At 43.0% G+C, this 18,889-nt stretch carries 17 protein-coding genes and 2 pseudogenes; 16 read left to right on the top strand and 3 right to left on the bottom strand.

The features are described 5' to 3' along the window. The first annotated feature begins 181 nt into the window (after positions 1-181). The 6 genes and pseudogenes from M8E35_RS24480 to M8E35_RS26785 all read left to right on the top strand — a co-directional run. Positions 182-712, top strand: coding sequence for a MarR family winged helix-turn-helix transcriptional regulator (locus tag M8E35_RS24480; RefSeq protein WP_252473601.1), 531 nt, complete (start codon positions 182-184; stop codon positions 710-712). A gap of 3 nt (positions 713-715) precedes the next feature. After that, on the top strand, positions 716-1,354 hold the full coding sequence (locus M8E35_RS24475; protein WP_252473600.1) for a nitroreductase family protein: 639 nt from the start codon (positions 716-718) through the stop codon (positions 1,352-1,354). 419 nt (positions 1,355-1,773) lie between these two features. Then, positions 1,774-2,622, top strand: coding sequence for a DUF3102 domain-containing protein (locus tag M8E35_RS24470; RefSeq protein WP_252473599.1), 849 nt, complete (start codon positions 1,774-1,776; stop codon positions 2,620-2,622). A gap of 324 nt (positions 2,623-2,946) precedes the next feature. Further along, the gene (locus M8E35_RS24465) at positions 2,947-5,559 is read left to right on the top strand and encodes a winged helix-turn-helix domain-containing protein (protein ID WP_252473598.1); all 2,613 of its coding nucleotides are present in this window, start codon (positions 2,947-2,949) and stop codon (positions 5,557-5,559) included. Between the two features lie 155 nt (positions 5,560-5,714). Then, positions 5,715-6,305 carry a DUF5105 domain-containing protein gene (locus M8E35_RS24460; protein ID WP_252473597.1) on the top strand — a complete coding sequence of 197 codons (591 nt, stop codon included), beginning with the start codon at positions 5,715-5,717 and terminating at the stop codon, positions 6,303-6,305. A 5-nt stretch (positions 6,306-6,310) separates the two neighbouring features. After that, a pseudogene (locus M8E35_RS26785) lies at positions 6,311-6,596 on the top strand (DUF3102 domain-containing protein); the annotation flags it as partial. Positions 6,597-6,667: 71 nt separating this feature from the next. Here the strand turns inward: M8E35_RS26785 and M8E35_RS24450 are convergent. Beyond that, entirely contained in the window at positions 6,668-7,516 is an 849-nt protein-coding gene (locus tag M8E35_RS24450; protein ID WP_252473593.1) for a helix-turn-helix domain-containing protein, read from the bottom strand. A gap of 171 nt (positions 7,517-7,687) precedes the next feature. Beyond that, complete coding sequence (locus M8E35_RS24445) at positions 7,688-9,031, bottom strand: APC family permease (RefSeq protein WP_252473591.1); 1,344 nt, start codon at positions 9,029-9,031, stop codon at positions 7,688-7,690. A 409-nt stretch (positions 9,032-9,440) separates the two neighbouring features. Here M8E35_RS24445 and M8E35_RS24440 point away from each other — a divergent pair, with 409 nt between their 5' ends. The 8 genes and pseudogenes from M8E35_RS24440 to M8E35_RS24405 form a co-directional block, all read left to right on the top strand. Then, positions 9,441-9,836, top strand: a complete 396-nt coding sequence (locus M8E35_RS24440; protein WP_252473589.1) for a Rid family hydrolase — start codon at positions 9,441-9,443, stop codon at positions 9,834-9,836. A gap of 69 nt (positions 9,837-9,905) precedes the next feature. Beyond that, positions 9,906-11,042 carry an ornithine cyclodeaminase family protein gene (locus M8E35_RS24435; RefSeq protein ID WP_252473587.1) on the top strand — a complete coding sequence of 379 codons (1,137 nt, stop codon included), beginning with the start codon at positions 9,906-9,908 and terminating at the stop codon, positions 11,040-11,042. A 27-nt stretch (positions 11,043-11,069) separates the two neighbouring features. After that, on the top strand, positions 11,070-11,381 hold the full coding sequence (locus tag M8E35_RS24430) for a (2Fe-2S)-binding protein (RefSeq protein WP_252473585.1): 312 nt from the start codon (positions 11,070-11,072) through the stop codon (positions 11,379-11,381). 32 nt (positions 11,382-11,413) lie between these two features. Then, entirely contained in the window at positions 11,414-13,006 is a 1,593-nt protein-coding gene (locus M8E35_RS24425) for an FAD-dependent oxidoreductase (RefSeq protein ID WP_252473583.1), read from the top strand. Next, on the top strand, positions 12,994-13,320 hold the full coding sequence (locus M8E35_RS24420) for a (2Fe-2S)-binding protein (protein WP_252473581.1): 327 nt from the start codon (positions 12,994-12,996) through the stop codon (positions 13,318-13,320). The genes M8E35_RS24425 and M8E35_RS24420 overlap by 13 nt, the downstream gene beginning before the upstream one ends. Positions 13,321-13,325: 5 nt before the next feature. Further along, positions 13,326-14,453, top strand: a complete 1,128-nt coding sequence (locus M8E35_RS24415) for an NAD(P)/FAD-dependent oxidoreductase (RefSeq protein ID WP_252473579.1) — start codon at positions 13,326-13,328, stop codon at positions 14,451-14,453. Positions 14,454-14,677: 224 nt separating this feature from the next. After that, positions 14,678-14,950 (top strand): aryl-sulfate sulfotransferase N-terminal domain-containing protein, encoded by a 273-nt coding sequence (locus tag M8E35_RS24410; protein WP_289711003.1) that lies wholly within the window; start codon positions 14,678-14,680, stop codon positions 14,948-14,950. A gap of 59 nt (positions 14,951-15,009) precedes the next feature. Continuing rightward, positions 15,010-15,541 (top strand): annotated as a pseudogene (locus tag M8E35_RS24405) (ATP-dependent DNA ligase); the annotation flags it as partial. Between the two features lie 29 nt (positions 15,542-15,570). On the opposite strand, the gene M8E35_RS24400 reads toward M8E35_RS24405, so the two are convergent. Next, the gene (locus M8E35_RS24400; RefSeq protein WP_252473575.1) at positions 15,571-16,389 is read right to left on the bottom strand and encodes an EFR1 family ferrodoxin; all 819 of its coding nucleotides are present in this window, start codon (positions 16,387-16,389) and stop codon (positions 15,571-15,573) included. Positions 16,390-16,538: 149 nt separating this feature from the next. On the opposite strand from M8E35_RS24400, the gene M8E35_RS24395 reads away from it, so the two are divergent. Together M8E35_RS24395 and M8E35_RS24390 are read left to right on the top strand one after the other, a co-directional pair. Further along, positions 16,539-17,423 carry a helix-turn-helix transcriptional regulator gene (locus M8E35_RS24395; RefSeq protein WP_252473573.1) on the top strand — a complete coding sequence of 295 codons (885 nt, stop codon included), beginning with the start codon at positions 16,539-16,541 and terminating at the stop codon, positions 17,421-17,423. 479 nt (positions 17,424-17,902) lie between these two features. Beyond that, on the top strand, positions 17,903-18,382 hold the full coding sequence (locus M8E35_RS24390; protein ID WP_252473571.1) for a hypothetical protein: 480 nt from the start codon (positions 17,903-17,905) through the stop codon (positions 18,380-18,382). The last annotated feature ends 507 nt before the right edge of the window (positions 18,383-18,889 follow it).

Genomic DNA, 18,889 nt, shown 5'->3' with positions numbered 1-18,889 from the left:
AGGTTAAGAACCTCTTACCCAGGACGAGGCTAACCTAAGAAAGAAGATTATAACAAAATGCCATGCGATAATTTAACGCTAAACATCGCCATTTGCTTTCCTCAGAAAGCTATAAAGTTGTTATAAATATACCTTGACAAAACAAGTAAGGTCCCTTACTATATAAATTAGGAGGTTAACTATGGAAGGTTTTAAATTTAGTCTTAGAGATTTACCACAACGTGAAATTCTGAATAAATATTCTAAGCAATTTTCTGGTCTAAATATCAATGCTGTTGAAAGTTGCATAGCGCTACTTAGAACAGCCTCTCAGATATCAGAAGTATATGACAAGCATTTTGCTACTTACGGTATTTCTGAAGGAAAATTTACGATTTTAATGCTTTTATATAGACAGAGCGACTATCAATTGTCACCAGTATCACTGAGCATTAAAGCGGAAGTATCAAAAGCAACTATGACAGGATTAATAAGCGGCCTTGAAAATCAAGGTCTTATCGAAAAAGCCCCCAACCCTAATGACCGGAGAGGATATTTGGTTCGGTTACGTCCGAAAGGATTAGACCTATTGGAAAGGATTTTGCCTGTTCACTATTCAATGACCGCTAAGCTAATGTCCAGCCTTGATGAAACTCAATTGAAAGAATTAACCTCTTTACTAAATATTTTGACAAAAAATTTTCCTATAACAAATGAACTCAAGGAGGAATAGTAAATGCCTATCAATCAAAATTTGGATGAAGTCTTCAAATCCCGTCGCTCAATTCGTATGTTTACTGCTGAAACACCTGCCAAAGAGGATATCGAAGCAATTATTCAAGCTGGTGTATTAGCACCTTTTGCTGCTTTAGCTAACACCGGAAAGGATGGACGCAAATTTGTTGTAATTTCTCGTAATAATCCGCTCCTTACTCAACTAGCGTATGTTGTTAGAAAGAAGGCTGCTGTCTTTGCAGAACAATTTAAGTCGCAGATGAATACCAATCCATTTCTACAAACTCAAGGTCAAGGATTTTTAAAACGTTTAGAAATGACTGCGCAACAAGGCCCTTTAGGTATCGGTAGCGCACCATATTATATTGTTGTTTCTGAAAAGAAAGGTATTCCGGATGTACAGCACCAGTCCATCTCTTACTGTATGGAAAATATGTGGTTAAAGGCTACATCACTCGGACTTGGCTTCCATCTGGTATCAATAACGAGTCAAATGGAGCAGGACAGCGAGTTTTGCAGTTTGTTAAATCTCCCTATGGGTGAGTATAGATTGGATGGTTGTGCAATAGGATATCCTGCTCAAAATCCACCTCAACCAGCAATTGCTTCAGTTGATGAAGTAACTACTTGGTTTATTTGAATTTAATTAATTATAAAAGGGTCATTTACACCAAAATTGTAAGTGGCCTTACGTTTTATTTTGACAAAAGTAATCAATATAAAGGGCTCTACTAGCCCAGCAAAAAATTAGCCGCAATTTGGAAACGCCAAATCTGTGGCTAATTTTTTGCTGAAAACTTCCGATTTTGTATGCTAATAAAGTGCTAAAAATCTGCGATTTTACGTGTTAAATTTATTTTTCAACTCCAAAATGGAACCCCTTATTCTATAAGTGGGTGCTCCTTATTTTGCTTTGGTGGGGTAGAGTCCACCGAAGTCTCGATGTTCAGCTTTAGCTGAACGAGTTCACTGGCGCTAGAGCTCTCACGCTTGTCTGGGGCTCGGCATATCCTATAGCGGTATCTGAAAAGACATTCCGCAAAAGGATGGGACGCCGGTATGAGAATGGAAAATTCCAACAGGACGCTTGAGCAAATCGCGTCTGAGATTAACTTTATCAAGGAGGAAAGTGGCAAAATGCTGCTTAGCAACGCCGTTGAGATCGGAGGTTGTCTGACGGAAGCCAAAGCGCTGGTACCCCATGGAGAGTGGCTCAAATGGCTGACAGAATCAGTGAGTTACTCCCGAAGCACAGCCAGCAGACTGATGAAAACCTTCCGTGAGTACGGACCTATACTCTCCTCTCCCGACGGGAAAGAGAGGCCAAATGGTGCACCGGTGCACCATTTGAACTACACCCAAGGGCTCATCCTATTTGGAATTCCGGTAGAGGACCGGGATCAATTTATAGCGGATAATGATGTTGGGAACATGAGCAAGCGGAAGCTGCAGCAGACAATTAATGAAAGTGGCCGGACGCCTCAGGAAGAAGACCTTCAAGAGCCGGAAAATCAGGTGACGCAAAAGCAAGGAAGTACAGAGGAAGCGGAAGAGGCAGAGGCAGAGGCAGAGGAAAAGGAAAAGGAAGAGGAAAAGGTAATAGATAAACCTATGGAACTGATCCCGGTGGAAAGGAAAATCATCAAGCCGAAAACTGTGCCGCCAGCAGAGAATACCCATGCCGACAGCATGAAATACGACGCCCAATACGCCATGCATCGCGACAACATGCTCAGCGCCTACGGGGAGCTGCTGAAAACCCTCGTTGACTTAAACAGAGTAGACCCGGTGAAGAAGGAAGTAAACAGGAAAGAGGCCTTAAAGATAGCGACTAACATGGTGGAGACGCTGAAAAAATATCCTCCTGGGATTAAGACAAATTTGAATATTAAAAAGGAGCGAGACTAGCGCACAAAGAGATGCCGGCTGCGGCATCTTTTTGGTATCCTCAAGGCACGTAGAGACCATAATCCTTACTCAAGAGCCGCGTCGAATCGTTGACGCGAGCTCTTTCCTTTTGCTCATATACCGGGCGCGGATCAAATTTGGCATAGTTTTTAGCGGGCTTCGTCTCAATTCCCGCAAAGGAAATGGGCAGTCCTGCCGAGGCAAGGAAGCTTTTGCCATCCTGAATTTGAAATTCAATTATTAGCAATATGTGATGGAAGCTGTTCTTTTTATCAAAAAAATACGATATTATATTTAGAATAATTTTTAATATACGAGGGAAAAATGGATAAAAAATTTCTTCTGGATACAAAGCTGCATATGCCGTCTGTCAGACAGAACTATATATGCAGGGATATTCTGAATAAAAAGCTAGATGAGGGACTGGATAAAGAGCATAAAATATTTATTGTTTCCGCTCCGGCGGGATACGGTAAAACAACGCTTATTTCCGGATGGTTAAGCCGGTTGGACTACAATTACACATGGTTATCCCTGGATGAATATGATAATGATCCTTTAAAGTTCATAAGCTATCTGCTTGCGACAGTCCGAAAGATAAATAAAAGGTTCGGAACAATGATAGAGGATTTGATGGCTGCGCCAAAGCTGCCGGGAGTGGAAACTGTTAGTTTATACATGGCAAGAGAGCTGGAACAGGTTCAAGAGCCTTTTATTCTAGTTTTTGATGATTATCATGTTATTAATAACGCGTACATCAATGAACTGTTACAAAAACTGCTTGATTCCATAGCACCAAGGCTTGTTTTAATTACTCGCAAGGAACCATCTTTTGCCTTTTCAAGGTGGAGAGTCGAAGATAAAATAACAGAGCTGAATTCCACGGATTTAAAATTCACAAGTGCAGAGATCAGCGGATTCTTTAGCAGATATTTCAATTTGGTTTTTGACGATGATATGCTGAAAATCGTTGAAAAGCAGACGGAAGGCTGGGCTGCGGGCATGCAATTGACCGGTTTGTCCATAAAGAATATGGAAAAAGCCCGGGCAAAAAGCTTTATGAAAGAATTTAACGGTAATCACCGGTTCATTGCAGACTACCTAATGGATGAGGTTCTGAAAAGCCAGGAGGAGCAAATCCGTATTTTTCTGAACAGGACCTGTACGTTGAAAAAATTTACCGGAGAGCTCTGCGAAGCTGTAACGGGAATCAAAGACAGCAGAAAAATCATAAAGCAGTTGGAAAAGGATAATCTCTTTATCGTACCCTTGGATGACACGTATACCTGGTATAGATACCATCATCTATTCTCTGAATTTTTAAGGATGGGCCTGAATGAGGACCGGAAGGCAGAAATGTGCAGAAAGGCGAGCCTGTGGTGCAGGGAGAACGGATTTACCGAAGCGGCTCTGGAATACGCCTTGGAGGCGAGAGACGGAGAGGCGGCGGCAAGCCTGGTTAAAGATAAGGCAATGGAGCTTTTTCAAAAAGGTGAGTTAAAAACCCTGCTTTCATGGTTGAATTCAGTATCGGCAATAAAGAAGGAAAAGGAAGGTATTCTGGAAGTATATAGGGCCTGGTGCCTGTTGATTACAGGAGAAATCAATGAAGCAAATCAAGTGATCGATAGCTTGGAATATATAGAGGAAAGCAGCAATGATCCGATAATCGTAGGGATGGCAAAGGCATCCGCGCCTTTCAGATATAATAGTGAAGATAAAGAGAAGGCTTTGAAGGATGCAGAAGAAGGCCTTTCATTCGTGAAGGATAAGCAGGAGCTTTTCTATTATGGAGCGTTAATTGCTCTGGGACACGCAAATGGTTTGAACGGACATACCCGCAAAGCGGAAGCCTTGCATGCCAAAGTCCATGAAGGAGCCCGCAGAAAGGGTTACCGTTTCCTGGAAGTGACTTCTCTTCATGATGTGGCATTTTATCTTAATTGTATGGGGAAGAGAAGAGAAGCGCTCGCCTTATGTGAAAGAACCCTTGAAAGATTAACGGATCATGGCGGGAATCACTTGCCGATGGCCAAAATTGTCTATTTGCCTGTGGGGATGCTGTTGTATTGCGCCAATAAGCTGGAAGAAGCGCAAAAGTATCTGGAGGAAGGGATTGCATCTTACCAGGAACTGGGTTTTGCTCATTTGGGAGGGCTGGGGGAATGGTATTTAGTATTGTTGCTTTATAGTACGGGAGAAAAGGAAAAGGCTTTCGAAATAGCATATCGATTAAAAGCTTATTACAAAGATTTTATAGCCTATAGGATCACCGTATTTTTCGAAGCATTGGAAATGGAGCTGTTTCTTAGGGAAGGTAATATTGAGAGGGTTTCCATGTGGCTGAAGGAATCGGGAATCACCTTTGATAAGGTATCGGGGATATCGGACATAAACCCCTATTTCACATACATAAGGGCTTTGATTGCGCAGAAAGATTTACTCAAAGCCCAAACAACTCTTGAAGAGAAAGAAGAACTTGTAAGAAAAGAAGGCAGGTATGGAGAGTTAATTACAGTGCTGCTGCTGTCAGCTTTGGTCAAGAAACACCTGGGGAAGGAGGCCGAAGCTCTGGACTATGTGAGAGAAGCAGTGACAAGAGCCGCCCCTGAAGGCTATGAAAGATATTTTATTGATGAGGGAAGCGAGCTTCTGGAACTGGCTTATAGAGTGAGGGATACAGCTCCGGGATTTATTGATAAATTATTCAAGAAAGAAACAAAAAAAATCTACGTACGTACAGATCTTCTCAGGAAAAGGGAAATAGAGATTCTCCAGCTTATAGCGGAAGGTCTGTCCAATGATGAGATCGCTGTAAAGCTTTTCATTACAACCGGAACTGCCAAATGGCATATCAACAACATATTTTCCAAGCTGGGAGTCAATAAGCGCACTCAGGCAGTGGACAAGGCAAGACGTCTTAATATAATCAGCTGAGTTTTATAAATTATTTTAAAAAACAGAAAAAGCCCTACTTTTTACCTAACTTTCGATAGGTTAAATGTCAGGCTTTTTTATTTACAATGAAAATAATCGAGAAAATTGTAGAAATTTATATTACTCAATTGAAATTAAACTAAAGGGGAGATATCATGACAAAATTTTCAAACCCATCAAGATGTTTACTCATCTTGGTAATCATCACATTAGTTTTTTCTATGGCAGGTTGCACGAATACTAATTTTCCAAAGGCGGAAGAAAGCGTAAATGGGTTCTTTAAATCATTAAGCGAAGCTGATTTGAAAACTGCAGAGTCATATTGTGCTTCTGATACCGGTAATTTTACATTTGCTGACCCACAAGAAGAAAAGCTTGCAAAATTACTCTTTTCAAAAACGAAACATGAAATCATCTCTTCAGTAGAAGAAGGAGAGACGGCAACTGTTAAAGTCAAGGTAACAAATCTAGACCTTCAGAAAATCTTTGAAGAGATATTGGGGAAAGTCATGGATGAAGCGTTTAATTCCGCTTTCGAGGGCGAGGAAATTTCTGATGAAAAAATGGAAGAAAACTTGATGAAGTATCTGGAGGAAAGTATATCAAAGCCGGATGCTCCCGTTCTGACAAATGAACTTGAGATTACATTGAATAAAGATAAGGCGAAAAAAATGTGGGTGATCCAAGATAACGATACCTTTGTCAATAACCTTACCGGGAATCTTAATGAGTTGCTTAGTCAATAAAATAAGAAAGCGGCAAAATGTTGCTTAGCAACGCCGTTGAGATCGGAGGTTGTCTGATGGAAGCCAAAGAGCTGGTACCTCATGGGGAGTGGCTCAAATGGCTGACTGAATCAGTGAGTTACTCCCGATGTACAGCCAGCAGACTAATGAAAACCTTCCGGGAGTAGGGACCTATACTCTTCTCCCCCGAAGGGGAAAGGGGCAAATGGTGCACCGGTGCACTATTTGAACTACACCCAAGGACTCATCCTCTTTGGGATCCCGCTAGAGGGGAGCAACAAAATAATAAGCAGAATAGCAAAAAGACGCTGTCTTAGCAAAAAGGTAGCGCTTTTTTTCGAGAAAGGAGTTAAAAGAGTATCTCAGGCAATAACATGCAATTTCTTGTCATAACCATTATCCAGCAAATTTTTGATATAACCCGTAGGCGTTAAACCCGAAAGGTTCATAAATTCTTTGATAAAATGGGACTGATCATAATATCCGGCGTCCAAGGCAGTATCCGTGCAGTTAATGCTGTGGATGGAATTAAGCAGATTGCTGACTGATTTCTGAAAGCGGATTAAGCGAATAAGGTTTTTCGGGTTCATCCCAAATCCTTCATGGATTTTCTGATTCAGGTATCTCTCCGAATATCCGGTGAAAGCACTCAAATCCGCTAATTTCAGGTTGCCGCCTGAGGTTAGGATAACATTGCGAAGTACACGCTTTAAGCTGTCCTCATCCTCAATCGGGTTACCATTTTGTTTCACATAGTAATTCATGAAGGCCTGTATTTTCTCATCAAATGAACCGGCAAAATACATCCTTTCCATCAATCCTTCTTTGTCATCATCATTAGTAATGATATCCTCAAAATCTTCTTCATGGTTGACGAGTTCACTAAGTTTCACAATATCATTGACGGGGTTGATACCGGGTAAAAAACGAACCCCAAAATATTCGCATTCCAAATCAGTGGGGGTCTCTCCTTTTTGAAGAAAGGTCCCTGCGATTTTAGCTTTCATTTTATCATCCTTTTTCCAGAACAAAATATCAATGCAGGCATCCGGGATGACTCCCATTTTATCCGCTTCCGCAGTAAAGGTATAAAAGTGGGAGATTTTATAGTTCATTAAGCATTTTTTAGAATAAGCTGATGTGGCAAGAACAAACTCCGGCTGTTTAGGATTCAATTCATTAATATTTAATCCTGCGTTATAATTCCTCATAAGGTCAACTCCTCTATAAGAATCAGTGCATGGGCGGTTGTTTTGCCACAAAAAAAAGACACAAAGGGGCTTTCACCCCTTTGTGTCTTTTTACATTTTATCCTGTGTATCGGATAAGGTCAAGAAATACTTGGGTGTTCTGTCTGTGTAAATAATTCCCAAAAATCTTTCTCAACTCATTTCCATCTGAGGAACCGGATTTCGGAATCCTTTCGTGACTGTCAGCAGATACATTAATCCTGCCCCCAACCAGACGAGCCCAATGGTATGGGCGGCCGCTCCCAAATTAATGAAGATCCATACCGTTACAGCCAATCCGATTAAAGGACAAATCAGAAATTTTAAAAGGGTTTTCCCATCTTTTTTGCTTTCGTTATCTTGAATAAAGAATTTCCAAATTACAGCCCCATTAAGCAGAATAAAGCCAACCAGAGCACCGAAGCTTACCAGCGTGGTAATGAACCCCAGAGAGCAGAAGAGGGCAATGGGGACAGTAACCAGTCCCACGAAGATTGTGGCAACATCCGGAGTCTGATACTTCTCACTGATATGGCCAAGCTGCTTGGGCAACACGCCGTCTCTGCCCATTGCGAAGAGCACTCTTGCTACGGCAGCCTGAGAAGCCTGACAGGTTGCAATGCCGAAGGATAAAATGAGGGTAATGTTGGTCAAGACGGTAAGCCATGTGCCGCCCACGAAATTAACAATGTCGATAAAGGCAGTATCTACATTCAGCTCTTCATAGTTGGGATAAGCGATTCCGGCAAAAAAGGTGATGACCATAAAAATGATCCCAATGATGATAATCGACCAAATAATTGCTTTACCAATGGATTTTTCGGGCTTTATGGATTCTTCCGCAAGGGTGCTGATGGCATCGAAACCGAGATAACTCAAAATGACAATACCCGTTGCCTGGAGTACACCTGACATATTAAACTGCGCAGGATTGTAAAAAGATATGGTGTTAAACTGTACCAGGCCATTCAGCCAAAGGCGGATGATACAGGCGAGAAAGGCCAGGATGACAATGATTTGCAGAGCAAATAAAATCCAACTGCACTTTGACATCAGATCGATGCCGATGATATTGATGGTCGTACTGAGTAGAACGAAACCAATGGCCCATATCCAGACCGGGATAGAGGGAATCAGAGCATTGGCAAAGGAACTCCCGATAATGACAACCGTAGCGGGAAGTAAAAAATAGTCCAGCAAGATGGCCCAGCCAGTCAGAAATCCAAGGGGAGCAGAAACGCCCTTCTGCACATACACATACACCGAACCTGCCAGTGGATATTTTTGCGACATAGAGCGATAACTCATGCCAGTGAAGAACATTGCTACCATCCCGATCAAATAGCAAAGGGCGACCATTCCGCCGGCGGGTCCCAGAAAAGTTCCATACATTGCTGCCGGCGCCATTGGTATCATAAATACCAATCCATAGATAACTAAGTCTCTTGTTTGCAGCGTCCGTTTCAACGTCGGTTGCATACTGTTTTCCAATTTCATTGACCCAACCTCTTTCTTCATTTTTTATAGTGATATATAAAAAGGGCCCTCTACTTAACAGCAGAGCGCCCTTGCCCATATCTTCGGATTTCTTTGATATTTCATACTTAATGTTATAGCAAACCAGAGGAACCTTTCATTGTAAAAATCGGAACTAAGAATAATAAATCCGAAACTATAACCCCACCGCTGTTGGCAAAGATATCCGGCACAAGGGTGATGCAAGATACTACTCCCCTTATTTTCCGGTTAATTGTAAAAATCGGAACAGCAGGACTTTTGTTGGATGTTCCGATTTTTACAATGCGCAAGGAGGAAAAATCTATAGAATGAAAACATGAACGACAAAGAAGTCTTGCGATAAAAGCTATCGTAAGGCTCTATTTTTTTAGTTAAGGAGGGTAGATATATGAAGAGAATCAACTATTCATCCGGAGCACCCTTGGAAGGGAAGGTCGGATACTCCAGAATGGTCAAAGTCGGAGATCATGTGTACATCGGCGGAACTACGGCAGTGCAGTCGGATGGTTCTGTATATGGGGAAACAGCTTATGAACAGGCCAAATATATTTTCAGCAAGTTTATCGATCTGCTGGAAAGGGCAGAGGCAAAGCCGGAAGATGTCATTAAGATAAAAGCTTATGTGACAGATATGAAATTTGCGCAAGAAACCGGTGACGCATACTCAGAATTTTTTAAAGAAATATGCCCTTTGTTTACCATGGTGGAAACCCCAAAATTAAACCGACCGACACAGCTGGTGGAAATTGAATTGGAAGCTGTGATCGGGTGTGAAACGAATTAAACAAGCTGGTTTGGAAGCCGGTTGGGAAACACGCTTTCCTTAAATAATAAAAAGCAGGAGGACTCAAAAATGGAAAACCCAAATCTTGATTTTATCTATCTCAATGAAGAAGACATGATTAAGGCAGGCGTTACTGATATGGCAGGCTGTGTAGAAGCCATGGAAGAAATGTTTAAGTTATTAAAAATCGGCGACTACCGCATGGGTGGCGCCAATGCCAATTCCCACGGCGTCATGATGACCTTTCCGGACAGCTCGCCCTTCCCCAACATGCCCACGAATGGGCCGGACCGAAGATTTATGGCCATGCCCGCTTACCTGGGCGGGAAGTTCGATATGGCCGGAATGAAGTGGTACGGTTCAAATGTAGAAAACAGAAAAAAAGGCCTGCCCCGCTCCATCTTAATGCTTACCTTAAATGATAAAGACACCGGCGCTCCTCTAGCGTACATGTCAGCCAATATTTTAAGTGCTTTCCGAACCGGCGCTGTTCCCGGGGTGGGAATCAAATATTTCGCCCGGCCAGACGCCAAAGTGGTGGGGATCATCGGGCCTGGCGTTATGAGCAAAACGGCCTTTGATGCCACCATGGCCACCAGGCCGGGCATTGAGATCGTGAAAGTCAAAGGAAGAAGTCAGAAATCCGTGGACAGCTTCATTCAATATGTGCAAGAAAAATATCCCACAGTCAAAGAGCTGCAAATTGTCCAAAGCGAAGAAGAAGCCGTAAGGGATGCGGATATTGTCAGTATCGCTACTTCCAGTCCGACTGGGGACCCCAGCGTCTACCCTTATGTTCATGAGGACTGGATTAAACCGGGAGCTGTGCTTTGTTGTCCGGCATCCGCCAGATTTGATGATGATTTTATCTTAAACCGCGCCAGAAATGTAGCGGATAATATTCAATTATATGAAGCATGGGCAGAAGAAATGGAGTTCCCGGCTTACCATTCGATTCCCATTCCTGCCGTACATTGCATGGACTTGATTGCCGAAGGCAGGATGAAGAAGGACCAGATTGATGATTTGGGTGATATATTGATGGGTACGGTTCCGGTCCACAGAAAAGAAAATGAAATCGTTATCTTTTCCGTAGGCGGCATGCCAATCGAGGATATTGCCTGGGGCACGATTGTCTACCGCAATGCCTTGGCAAAAGGAATCGGAACAAAATTGAACCTATGGAAAACCCCTTATTTAGCCTAAAGAAACTAATCAATAGGAGTAAATATTATGAGAATAAAGGAACATCCAATCCTGGGAAAACCACCTGAAAAAAGAACCATTGAATTTACCTGCGACGGAAAAATAATCATCGGTCTGGAGGGCGAGCCCATTGCCATGGCCCTGGAAGCCGCAGGCATATTGATCCACCGTTATACGAAAAAACATCATCAACCCCGAGGTGTTTTTTGTGCCATCGGGAGATGTACCGACTGTGTCATGGTGGTAAACGGGCAGCCGAATGTCAGAACCTGCATCACGCCTTTAGAAGCAGGAATGAAGGTTCAGACCCAATATGGTGTGTCGGCAAAGGACCGGTAAGAGAGGGATGACAGGATGAAAGAGGGATAAGGATGAAACGATATGATTTAATCATAATTGGCGCAGGGCCGGCCGGGTTATCAGCGGCAATCGAAGCTGCCAAACGGGGTGTTAAGGTTATAGTTTTTGATGAAAACGCCAAACCCGGCGGCCAGCTTTTTAAACAGATTCATAAATTCTTCGGTTCCAAGGAGCATAAAGCTAAGATCCGGGGCTTTAAAATCGGTGAAGAGTTATTGCAAGAAGCCAATCATTATGGGGTTGAAGTCGTCTTAAATGCCATTGTTGCTGGCTTGTATCTGGATAAAGAAATCACGGTGCAAATTGGTGATGAAATCCTGCATTATAAAGGGGATGCCATCATTGTCGCAACGGGAGCCTCGGAAAATATGGTACCCTTTGCAGGCTGGACATTACCCGGAGTTATTGGGGCCGGAGCGGCACAGACCATGATGAACCTGCACAGCATTAAACCCGGCAACCGCGTTCTGATGCTTGGTTCGGGAAACGTCGGTCTTGTCGTAAGCTTTCAGCTTATGCAGGCCGGCTGTGAAGTAGTCGCTCTGGTCGACGCGGCTCCCAAGGTGGGCGGATACGGTGTTCATGCTTCTAAAGTGGCCAGGTGCGGCGTGCCCTTTTATCTTTCTCATACCATTATCAAAGCTGAAGGAGAAGAGTTCGTAACCGGTGTTACCCTTGGTGAGGTGAACAGTTCCTGGCAGATCATTCCCGGCACTGAGAAACATTTTGCTGTAGATACCATTTGCCTGGCCGTTGGTTTATCACCCATGTCTCAGCTGCTCAGCATGGCAGGCTGTCAGATGCAGGATACCCCCGGCGGATTCGTTCCGGTCTGCGCTGAAAGCGGCGAAACCAGTATATCCGGAATCTTTGCCGCCGGTGATGTTTCCGGAATTGAAGAAGCGAGTTCCGCTATGATCGAAGGACGAATTTCAGGTCTCGCCGCCGCAGAATATCTGGGCTTCATCACAGGGGAGGAGCTGGCTGGGTTGTCGAAAGAACTGGAAAAGGCTCTGCAATGTTTGCGAGAAGGAATGTTTGCCCCGGAAAACAGAGGCCAGACCATTGCCAAAACCGATGAAGGAATTGAAGTTTCCCACACTCTTCTGAAAAAAGGTTATGTGGATGAGTCGGAAATCCTGCGTTTCCCCGGTATCGCCAAAGCCTCAGGAATCCATCCGGTGATTGAATGCACCCAGAATATCCCTTGTAACCCCTGTCAGGATGTATGTCCGAAAAAGTGCATAAAAATTGGGGACAAAATGACCGCTCTTCCCGCCATTGATCCGGAAAGGGAATGCAGCGGCTGCGGCCTGTGCGTCGCATCCTGTCCCGGTCAGGCCATTTTTCTTGTCAACGAAGAATACGAACCGGGCCTGGCCTCCATAACCATCCCCTATGAATTTCTTCCCCTTCCTGTGGCTGGGGATAAAGGAAAAGCCCTGGATCGAAAGGGTAAGGAAGTGTCTCTGGCAGAGGTCACGACTGTAAGAACTGCCAAGGCATTTGACCAGACGAATCTACTGACCATCAAGGTTCCGGCTGATGCGGCAATGAAGGTCAGATTTTTCCGGAGTTTGGAGGCAGAGCCATGGGTAAAATAAAAGATCGTTTAACCCCTATCGGAGAGTTTGTTCCTCAACCGGATGACGACATGATTATCTGCCGCTGTGAGGAAATCACCAAAGGGGAAATCCGACAAGCAATCCACGACGGGATGTTTACCCTGACGGAAATCCGAAGATTCTTAAGAGCCGGTATGGGACTTTGTCAGGGACAGACCTGCACAAGACTTGTTAAAGGAATGATCGCCAGAGAACTGGGGATATCTCCGCTGGAGGTAGAGCCGGCGGCAGCAAGGGCTCCTATGCGTCCTATCAAAATGATCGTTTTGGGAAATGAAGGAAAGGAGTCCTGATAGGTATGGGATATCGTGCAGATGTTATCATCATCGGCGGAGGAATCATCGGCAATTCCACCGCCTACTATCTGGCCCAAAAGGGCTGTTCGGTGATCGTTCTGGAGAAAAGCGATTATATCGGCAACGGCGGTTCCAGCAGAAACGGCGGCGGTGTAAGGCAATCAGGGCGTGATAAACGGGAATTACCTTTAGCTATGTATGGCGTAAAGCATTTATGGCCGAATCTTTCCGAAGAATTGGAAATGGACGTGGAGTATTACCAGCAAGGCAATCTGCGTCTGGGAAAAACAGAAGCTCATATTAAAACTTTGGCAGGACTTACGGAGAGGGCTGCTTCATTGGGCCTGGATGTAAAAATGATCGATCAGGCAGAGGCCAAGGCCATCAATCCCTATCTTTCTGCTGAGGTCATGGGTGCCAGTTGGTGTCCCACGGACGGACATGCCAATCCCATGCTGGCAACCCTGGCCTATTATCGCAAAGCCAGGGAATTGGGTGTCAGGTTCATGACCGGTGAAGAAGTGGCTGAGATTAAGAAAATCAAAGGGAAGGCCAGGCAAGTGGTGACAACCGAAGATGTTTATGAGGGTGATACTATTATTTTAGCGGCCGGGTATGACAGCCGGGACATCGCCGCCACCGTCGGTATTGACGTTCCCATGACCAGGGCTTTGCTGGAAGTCCTGGTGACAGAAGCCCAGCCTGCCATGTTTTATCAGATGCTTGGCACGGCAGCTGCCGACTTCTATGGGCATCAAAGTACTCATGGTTCTTTTGTCTTCGGCGGCACCTCAGGTTTAGAGGATGTCAATAAGGATAACGGGACTCCGGTTACCAACAGTATCACCGCATCCTGCATCTGCCGGGGGATTATGAACTATTTCCCCTGCCTTTCCGATGCTAAAATCGTGAGAACCTGGGCCGGCTGGATTGATGTTTGCGTGGATCACGTTCCCGTTATCAGCCCTGTTGAGGAGGTGCCCGGACTTATTTTGGCCTGTGCCTTTAGCGGGCATGGCTTTGGGATCGCGCCTACCGTCGGGACTCTGCTGGCTCAGATGGCTGTGGGAGAAGCCCCCGTTCTGGATGTCAGTGACTTTCGCTATGATCGATTTAAAGCTAAACTATAAGAGGAATTCACTTGTCTGAGAATCACATACTATAAATATAAGGAGCCTCATTCCGCAATAAGAAGTCCTCTACCGTAAGACTGGGTGGTAGAGGACTTTTTGCTTTCTATTCTATAAACCAAGTTAATTCATATCTAACAAAATGTGCCTTTAAATAGGCAGAAAAACAATTTCTAAAAGAATTTGAGGCTAGTGACTATACTTTCCAAAATCCCTATCTCAAACTGAACCCTTACCTAATCGCTCCTTTGTCAGCACTGATTATGTTTAAAACCGAACAGGAGTCGCAAGTCACTGTTACTGTTAAGGGCAAAGAAGCCGCTGGTGATATTTCACACACTTTCCCTAAAAACAAAGTTCATCAAATACCTGTTTATGGTTTATATGGTGATTACCATAATATCGTAATTCTACGGCTGGAAAACAGTGAAGAAAAAGTTATTGAAATCAGGACAGAACCTTACAGTCAAGAAGAGTCTTATGAAAGGCTCCTATAAGAGAACCAAAGGTTGAAAGCGAAACTTGGTCTTTTGACTAACAGTTCATTGCGAGGTGCGAAATGGTCATTACGGACGCAGCGGGCAAGACGGACTTTCTGGCTCTGCAGAGCTACCTGAAAAATCTCCAGGCTAAAAGCCTGACCTATATCGTCTTTGATCCTGGCCCTGGATGGAGTGGACCTCCGGGGACACCGCCTGATTGACAGGAAGGAAACGCTGGCAGCGTTGCTGCAGGATGCCCCCGAAAACCTCCACTACAGCCGGCATGTGAGAGGAAACGGCAAGGAAAGTTTCCGCGCGGCCTGTGAGGCAGGCATGGAAGGGATCGTCGGCAAAGAAGCCGATTCCGTCTACAGCGGAGCAAGAAACGGTGACTGGATCAAACTAAAATGCGATAAAAGACAGGAATTTGTCATCGGTGGATATACTCTTTCCTATAGAAAAACGAGGGGGGTAAGTTCCTTGCTCCTGGGAGTCTATGCAGACGGGGAATTAGTCTTTGCCGGACGTGCCGGCACCGGCCTGAGGGAAGCTGACGTGAAAGAACTGGAGGGAAAATTTGCGGGCCTACAGAGAAGGGAGCCCCCTGGCCGTCATTTGTTGTCCCGTCAATTAAATCATTTGGATTCGATGTCGGAAAAAAAGAATACCGGCTCTTTTCGCTCTTTATACAGTTTATTTAGTCGCATTGCAGCGTCTTTGACTAGACCGGTTTTAATAGTTCTGGCGTTTTGAGGACAGTTCTTGATGCAAGCACAACACGTGATGCATTTTTCCTGATCAATCAAATGACTATTTTCTGAATCGATAGCCCCTACAGGACACCCTTCTGCACAAATTCCGCATTGCGTACACTCATTACTAATTGCTATGAAATCAACACTCCATAGCTTCGAATCTCCTCTATAGGGAAAGTTGCCAGGTATATTTAGATCAGAAATGTGATCGACTGATGAAACAGATAGTAGTTTTTCCATTATTTTACGTCCAAATAATTCTGCGTGATTTAAGTCACTTGCATCAGGACGGGCTTCGGCTATCGGTGTTTCGGAGCTAGAAAAGGAGTGTTCGCCAATATAGGCCGCACAGGCCATCGGTATACATCCGCGTTTTGTCAGAATATCTTTAAGCTCAAGTAGGGCATCGTCATACACACGATTACCATAAACGACGATACATACAGCAGGTGTATTACGAGCTTTAATCTCATGAAGCCATTCAATTAAAAGTCCAGGCACTCTTCCCATATAAACTGGCACAGCAACAACAAGTAATTCATTTTCTGATGTTTGTAATGGGTGTTTTCTCGCAGCTGGTTTGGTAATATCTATTAGTTCTACAGTGCTGTGATTAATTCCGCGCGCAATACCTTGAATAATTGCTTTTGTCGTCCCCGTAGGTGAAAAACAAACCAGTTTCAGTGATTGTATTTTCATAAGATGTCCTCCTTTAAATCTTTAGACTTTCTGCAGTTAAGAAAAAATTTTATTCGTTTTACAAATTCTTCATGAATTACAGTAATACAAATCTTATAATGTTACTAGGAGTGAGATTATAATGGTATAAATTATACTAGATAGGATTGATGACGAGTTTGAATAATGAGAAACTTCGATATAAAGAGCTAGGGGATTTTTTAAAAACTCGAAGAGCCAGAACTTTACCATCACAAGTGGGACTTTCATCAGCAACGCGCCGACGTACTCCTGGCTTGAGAAGAGAGGAAGTTGCCCAGTTAGCTGGTATTGGTTTGACTTGGTATACATGGCTTGAACAAGGAAGACCTATTCATGTTTCAACTCAAGTAATAGAAAGCTTAGCAAGAGTTTTATTGCTTGATAAACAAGAACGCATTCATTTGTACCTTTTAGCGAATCAGCCCCTTCCGGCAGATATACCGGGCTACCAAGAATCAGTAAGTCCGATACTTCAGCATGTTCTGGATAGTTTAATACTCTGCCCATCTCTTGTCATGGATCAGAAGTGGAACGTTATTGCTTGGAATAAAGCAGCATGTTTAATCTTTGGTGATTTCAATGAAATGAACCTTCGCGAACGAAATATAGTTTGGGCAATGTTCACAGATAATAAATATAAACAGTTATATGGCGACTGGAATCTGTATGCCAAGGGTCTGGTGGGCCGATTTCGTTCAATGTGTGGGCAATATATTGAAGATTCATGGCTTGCTCAGTTTATCGATGATCTTAAAATGCAAAGCACAGAATTTAATTTATGGTGGTCTTTACATGAAATTGAGAGTAATAAAGAAATTCACAAGCAATTGAATCATCCTGTTGCGGGAATATTAGATTTTGAAGTTAGTAATTTTGATGTTTCAGACAATTCCGGCTTAAAATTGATTGTTCATGTACCTTTATCGGAAACAGATACTGCTACAAAAATGAAATCATTGTTGGATGAGGCCACTGTCACTCTTGCTGAGAAAAAAGGGCATTTAATCGTGTGAATAGTGAGTAGGTATTTGTATGTTTCAGTAGGGTAGGAGAACTGGAACATATTCAGTAAGTTGCTAATTTTTGCTGTAGTTATTTGTGCTTGGCTAAAGTTGACCAGGGAAGAAGTATTGGATATAAGAGGTCAGATCGTTTTGGACGGTCTGGCCTTTTTTGTTCTTTCACGGATTATTTCATAGGCTTGGCTTGGCGGGTACTATTAATTAATCTTCAAACAAGTGCACGCAAAGACAGGATAAGTAGATAGATTCCAAATATTATCGGAAGTAGGTATAGTATTTATTAACAAGCATGATTTAGCATTTGTATTTCTGAGTTATATCAAGTAAGTGTATAATAGAATATATTGAATATATAGAATATATTGAATTAATTTATAAATGACTAACATTTATTAAATGTTGGTGATTTAATTCACAAAATTGTAAGCTCTCATTCTTGTATAAATCATTATATGAAGGAGTGAAAGTGAGTGGCTAAAAGAAACATTATGATTGGTGTAACCGCTTTTGAATTCGAGAACATGCCGGAGCTATTTATTGGTAAATACACGCTTGGAGTAGAGGGGGTTAGTGACTTGTTCAGCGAAATGTCTAAAGAATGGGAAGATGAGCACAAAAAATATAAAAAAGACATAAATGCTGCAATTCCTTGTAAATGCAACATGCAGATAGCTATAGCATCTTGCATGCCAAGCAAGTGTGTTTCGTTAGAGGCTCTGAGCATCTTAATGAGAGTAGGCAGAAAGCCTGTGCTAAGGTCACTCGCAATGGGAAGCGGAATTCCCCACGTTATACATCAAGTAAACAATAAAGTATTGTTTAGGTACACTTTACTACTTTTCGATACGCTGGAAGATGCACTTGAAATGGCTAAATTATTTGTTGACACTGCTAACAATCATTCAAGTATTCTCGAGAGGTGCTCATATGAAGCAGCAGGACTTATGTGACAAGTACGATTGGTAATGGAAATTGATGACAAAGAGGTCTAGGGGGTTATCAGGAAAGGCGGTATCTGTTTGGTTTCCTACTTGAAAAATGACCTAGAAATTTTGGAAAGAATGATGTCCTTATTGGTAAATAATACGATTTATGCAGGAAATATTTGCATGGAGCGAGAATTATAGAAGTATTGCTGAAAGTTAACTCCGAAACATCGGGGGGCTTATTCGTATGTCTGAAATAGGTTAATAATTATAATGTTCTTTTGAACACAAAAGAACTATTCTTTTTATCGTCTCAGGGCACGTTGGCGTTACTTCATTGTAAGTGTTTTGGGCGATAAGAGTTCGATGGATGAAATATTTAATGCGTTGGTTGAGAAGAAATTCTCACACCAGCGCATTTTGTTTTTGAGTTGAAGAGCGGCATGAGGGTGGATGTGAATGGTAAACTAAACCATACACATTTACGCCCGTGAAAGCATACAAGTTTCTGCCACAAACCATACAACTTTT

Source organism: Desulfosporosinus nitroreducens, from assembly GCF_023897015.1.
GTDB classification, from domain to species: domain Bacteria; phylum Bacillota; class Desulfitobacteriia; order Desulfitobacteriales; family Desulfitobacteriaceae; genus Desulfosporosinus; species Desulfosporosinus nitroreducens.
This window is presented reverse-complemented; position numbering and strand designations above follow the sequence as displayed.

What these genes read in the sequence shown, in the direction of transcription:
- M8E35_RS24480 (WP_252473601.1), top strand. Translation starts at nt 182, where the DNA reads ATGGAAGGTTTTAAATTTAGTCTTAGAGATTTACCACAACGTGAAATT.
- M8E35_RS24475 (WP_252473600.1), top strand. Translation starts at nt 716, where the DNA reads ATGCCTATCAATCAAAATTTGGATGAAGTCTTCAAATCCCGTCGCTCA.
- M8E35_RS24470 (WP_252473599.1), top strand. Translation starts at nt 1,774, where the DNA reads ATGAGAATGGAAAATTCCAACAGGACGCTTGAGCAAATCGCGTCTGAG.
- M8E35_RS24465 (WP_252473598.1), top strand. Translation starts at nt 2,947, where the DNA reads ATGGATAAAAAATTTCTTCTGGATACAAAGCTGCATATGCCGTCTGTC.
- M8E35_RS24460 (WP_252473597.1), top strand. Translation starts at nt 5,715, where the DNA reads ATGACAAAATTTTCAAACCCATCAAGATGTTTACTCATCTTGGTAATC.
- M8E35_RS24450 (WP_252473593.1), bottom strand. Translation starts at nt 7,516, where the DNA reads ATGAGGAATTATAACGCAGGATTAAATATTAATGAATTGAATCCTAAA.
- M8E35_RS24445 (WP_252473591.1), bottom strand. Translation starts at nt 9,031, where the DNA reads ATGAAATTGGAAAACAGTATGCAACCGACGTTGAAACGGACGCTGCAA.
- M8E35_RS24440 (WP_252473589.1), top strand. Translation starts at nt 9,441, where the DNA reads ATGAAGAGAATCAACTATTCATCCGGAGCACCCTTGGAAGGGAAGGTC.
- M8E35_RS24435 (WP_252473587.1), top strand. Translation starts at nt 9,906, where the DNA reads ATGGAAAACCCAAATCTTGATTTTATCTATCTCAATGAAGAAGACATG.
- M8E35_RS24430 (WP_252473585.1), top strand. Translation starts at nt 11,070, where the DNA reads ATGAGAATAAAGGAACATCCAATCCTGGGAAAACCACCTGAAAAAAGA.
- M8E35_RS24425 (WP_252473583.1), top strand. Translation starts at nt 11,414, where the DNA reads ATGAAACGATATGATTTAATCATAATTGGCGCAGGGCCGGCCGGGTTA.
- M8E35_RS24420 (WP_252473581.1), top strand. Translation starts at nt 12,994, where the DNA reads ATGGGTAAAATAAAAGATCGTTTAACCCCTATCGGAGAGTTTGTTCCT.
- M8E35_RS24415 (WP_252473579.1), top strand. Translation starts at nt 13,326, where the DNA reads ATGGGATATCGTGCAGATGTTATCATCATCGGCGGAGGAATCATCGGC.
- M8E35_RS24400 (WP_252473575.1), bottom strand. Translation starts at nt 16,389, where the DNA reads ATGAAAATACAATCACTGAAACTGGTTTGTTTTTCACCTACGGGGACG.
- M8E35_RS24395 (WP_252473573.1), top strand. Translation starts at nt 16,539, where the DNA reads ATGACGAGTTTGAATAATGAGAAACTTCGATATAAAGAGCTAGGGGAT.